The 3,354-nt window shown below is 58.1% G+C and carries 3 protein-coding genes and 1 pseudogene; 2 read left to right on the top strand and 2 right to left on the bottom strand.

From position 1 onward, the window contains the following. Positions 1-108: 108 nt before the first annotated feature. Positions 109-744, bottom strand: coding sequence for an imidazoleglycerol-phosphate dehydratase HisB (gene hisB / locus AC0QHF_RS09765; protein WP_324704015.1), 636 nt, complete (start codon positions 742-744; stop codon positions 109-111). Positions 745-810: 66 nt separating this feature from the next. Then, positions 811-1,587: an enoyl-ACP reductase FabI gene (gene fabI, locus AC0QHF_RS09760; RefSeq protein ID WP_324704014.1), complete on the bottom strand. Its 777-nt coding sequence runs from the start codon at positions 1,585-1,587 to the stop codon at positions 811-813. A gap of 752 nt (positions 1,588-2,339) precedes the next feature. Here fabI and ntcA point away from each other — a divergent pair. Together ntcA and AC0QHF_RS09750 are read left to right on the top strand one after the other, a co-directional pair. Beyond that, a complete protein-coding gene (gene ntcA / locus AC0QHF_RS09755; RefSeq protein ID WP_324704013.1) occupies positions 2,340-3,005 on the top strand; it encodes a global nitrogen regulator NtcA in 666 nt (221 codons plus the stop codon). A 269-nt stretch (positions 3,006-3,274) separates the two neighbouring features. Beyond that, positions 3,275-3,354, top strand: a pseudogene (locus AC0QHF_RS09750) (HNH endonuclease); the annotation flags it as partial.

Here is a 3,354-nt window from a genome sequence, read left to right as displayed (position 1 = left end):
ACTCAAGCCGCCGTTCGTTTTTCCTCCCTGCTCTAAAGAGACAGAGCTTCCAAACGTATCGGAGATTTTACGTGAAGAAAACGGGTGGCTGATGCCACCCGGATTGTTTTACAAGACGCCTTTGGAACTCGGTATCTGGTGCATCCGCCGGGGGTCGAACTCCACCGCCATCCGCAGCGATCGCGCGAAGGCCTTGAACGCCGCTTCGATGATGTGGTGGGAGTTGATCCCGTCCAACTGGCGCAGGTGCAGGGTCATCAGGCTATTGTTGGCGACGGCCACGAAAAATTCCCGCACCAACTGGGTGTCGTAGGTTCCCACCCGCTGGGTCGGGATCTCCAAACCGTAGGTCAGGTGGGGTCGGCCCGAAAAGTCGAGGGCGACCTGCACCAGGGCCTCGTCGAGGGGGGCGACGAAATGTCCGAACCGGACGATGCCCTTGCGATCGCCCAGGGCCTTCGCCAAGGCCTGCCCGAAGGCGATGCCCACGTCTTCGTTGGTGTGGTGGTCGTCAATTTCGATATCCCCCACGGCTTTGATCTCCAAATCCAACAGGCCGTGGGAGGCGATTTGGTGCAACATATGGTCGAGGAAGGGGATTCCCGTCGCCGCGTGGCAGATCCCCGTCCCGTCCAAATTCACCGTCACGGAGACGTCCGTTTCCCCGGTGGTGCGCTTCACCGCAGCGGTGCGGGCCGGGAGGGTGTCGGGAATTGAAGTCGATGCGCGATCGCGAGTCTGCATGATATTTAACTGAATGATCGTTTAAAACCGTCGGGAGAATCGGGGCCGGTGCCCCGTCCGCCGGCACTACATCCCCATGATGCAGTAACCCGAATCGACGTAGAGAATCTGGCCGGTGATCCCGCTCGACAGGTCGCTGCACAGGAAGGCCGCCGTATTGCCCACCTCCGTCTGGGTGACGGTGCGGCGCAGCGGCGCGACCTCCTCGACGTGGCGGATCATGTCCGTGATCCCCCCCACGGCCGAGGAGGCCAGAGTTCGGATCGGCCCCGATGAAATTCCGTTCACCCGCACCCCCTGGGGTCCCATCTCCGCAGCCAGGTAGCGGACGTTCATTTCCAAGGCGGCTTTGGCAATGCCCATGACATTGTAGTTGGGGACGACCCGCACGCCGCCCAAATAGCTGAGGGTGACGATGCTCCCTCCTTCAGCCATCAGCGGTTTGGCGGCTGCGCTCAACTGCACCAGGGAGTAAGCGCTGATGTCGAGGGCGCGGGTGAAGCCCTCCCGGGACACGGCGCTGAAGTCCCCCGAGAGTTCCTCCTTGCCCGCGAAGGCCAGAGAGTGGATCAAAATGTCCAACTTGCCCCACTTCTGTCGCACCGCCGCGAATAAAGACTCGACCAACCCGTCATCTTGGACGTTGCAGGGCATGATCAGCGACGGATTCAGGGGTTCGACGAGATTCCGAACCTTTTTCTCGAACCGCCCCTTCTCGTCCGGGAGGTAGGTGATCCCCAATTGGGCACCAGCCTGGTGAAGCTGCTGGGCAATGCCCCAAGCGATCGAGCGATCGTTGGCAATGCCGGTAACTAATGCGTTTTTTCCGTTTAAATCCAACATGGTAGATTATTTTATCTGAAAAATCGAGTCCGATTGACTCTCCATTTCCGAACCCGTCGCCGCCCGACTTCAAAAGCCGAGCATTTGGTGTTAAAATCCCGGTGGCAAAGCGTCCGAATCAATTGAGGGAGCCAGGATGGGGATGCCCCAGTGGAGTTTTGAGCCGGATTCGGGCCGCCGGGACAGACCGGAGCGATGTCAAACCCCAGACCGGTTTGAACGGAGGATCGGGGATGCTCGCCGGGGAGTCTGGGGAACTGAGGTGAGTTGCTCTCAAGCCCGTCGGCCTCAGTTGTGAGACTTCGGAATCTCCCGTTATAATCTTTGATTTAACGGTGAGAGGATGTCAAGAGCGATCGCGATTCTGCTCCCGACTCAATTTCTATCCGCCGGACATCTCGCTCGCAGTCAATGCACGCCGGAGAGCGAATCGCCGGATTCATCCCCAACCCGGGGCTCGCAGGCGGCTCGGTCTGGGCATCGTCCGACACCACCGGCTCCCGGGGACGTTTCAATTCCCTGTTCGCGACGGGAGGAAAAACTCGAAACCGTCCGGTGCCGGCCACCCATTCTTTAGATTTCCTGTGGAAAATGCACCGGAAGGGGTCAGATCGAGTTGACTGGTTATAGTTCCCCCGCCCGTTCGAGATCCCGGCTCACAATTCTGGGGGATCTGGGGCGGGGCGCGACGATAACCCGACGATAAAAAAGAGTACAACTAGGGCAGTGGTTCAGTGGAAGGGATCGGGTCAGTGACGTATGATAGACCGTTGGCATCAGTGTTCCGTCAAATTGGCGGCGGGGCATTTCCCCCCGTGGTGGAAAGTTTTGAACGGGGTAAGACCATCTTTTTCCCCGGCGATCCCGCCGAGCGCGTTTATGTATTGATCAAGGGTGCGGTGAAGCTGTCCCGGGTTTACGAGGCGGGAGAGGAAATTACAGTCGCCCTGCTGCGGGAAAATAGCGTTTTTGGCGTCCTCTCACTGATTACGGGCCACAAATCCGACCGGTTTTACCATGCCGTGGCGTTCACGCCGGTGGAACTGTTGTCGGTGCCCATCGAGCAGGTGGAAAAGGCGCTCAAGAGCGATCCCGATCTGTCGATGATCATGTTGCGGGGCCTCTCGTCCCGGATTCTGCAAACGGAAATGATGATCGAGACATTGGCGCACCGGGACATGGGGTCGAGATTGGTCAGCTTCCTGCTGATTTTGTGCCGGGATTTCGGGGTTCCCGGCCGGGAAGGGATTCGGATCGACCTGAAACTCTCCCACCAGGCGATCGCGGAGGCGATCGGCTCCACCCGCGTCACCGTGACTCGGCTGTTGGGGGACCTGCGCCAAAAAAATATGATCTCGATTCACAAAAAGAAAATAACAGTCCACAACCCCGTCACCTTGAGCCAACAGTTCACCTGAACGGGTTTGACCCCGGGGGTGACGGGCCTGCGGGAGACATCCGAAAAAATGGCGAGCCGCAGAAATTCGTCGCACAATGGAGAGGTAGGGTGCGATTCGTTCGGGAATGAAATCGGGCTGAAATGCCTGAAATAACCTCCCGGTGGGGCTTTCACTCCCCTGAGTGAATATAAGGGACTCATCCCTGACCAGCCCTATAACTATCCATAGGTTCCAAAGTTTGGTATCACAAGATTCCAAATGAGGTTGGAACTCTCAGGGTCAAAGGGAAGATCGACCACATCATTCCTAAATGCCTCGGCGGAAAGGATGATTACAAGAACCTCCAACTGCTGCACCGCCACTGTCA

This window comes from Lyngbya sp. CCY1209, assembly GCF_055795065.1.
This window is presented reverse-complemented; position numbering and strand designations above follow the sequence as displayed.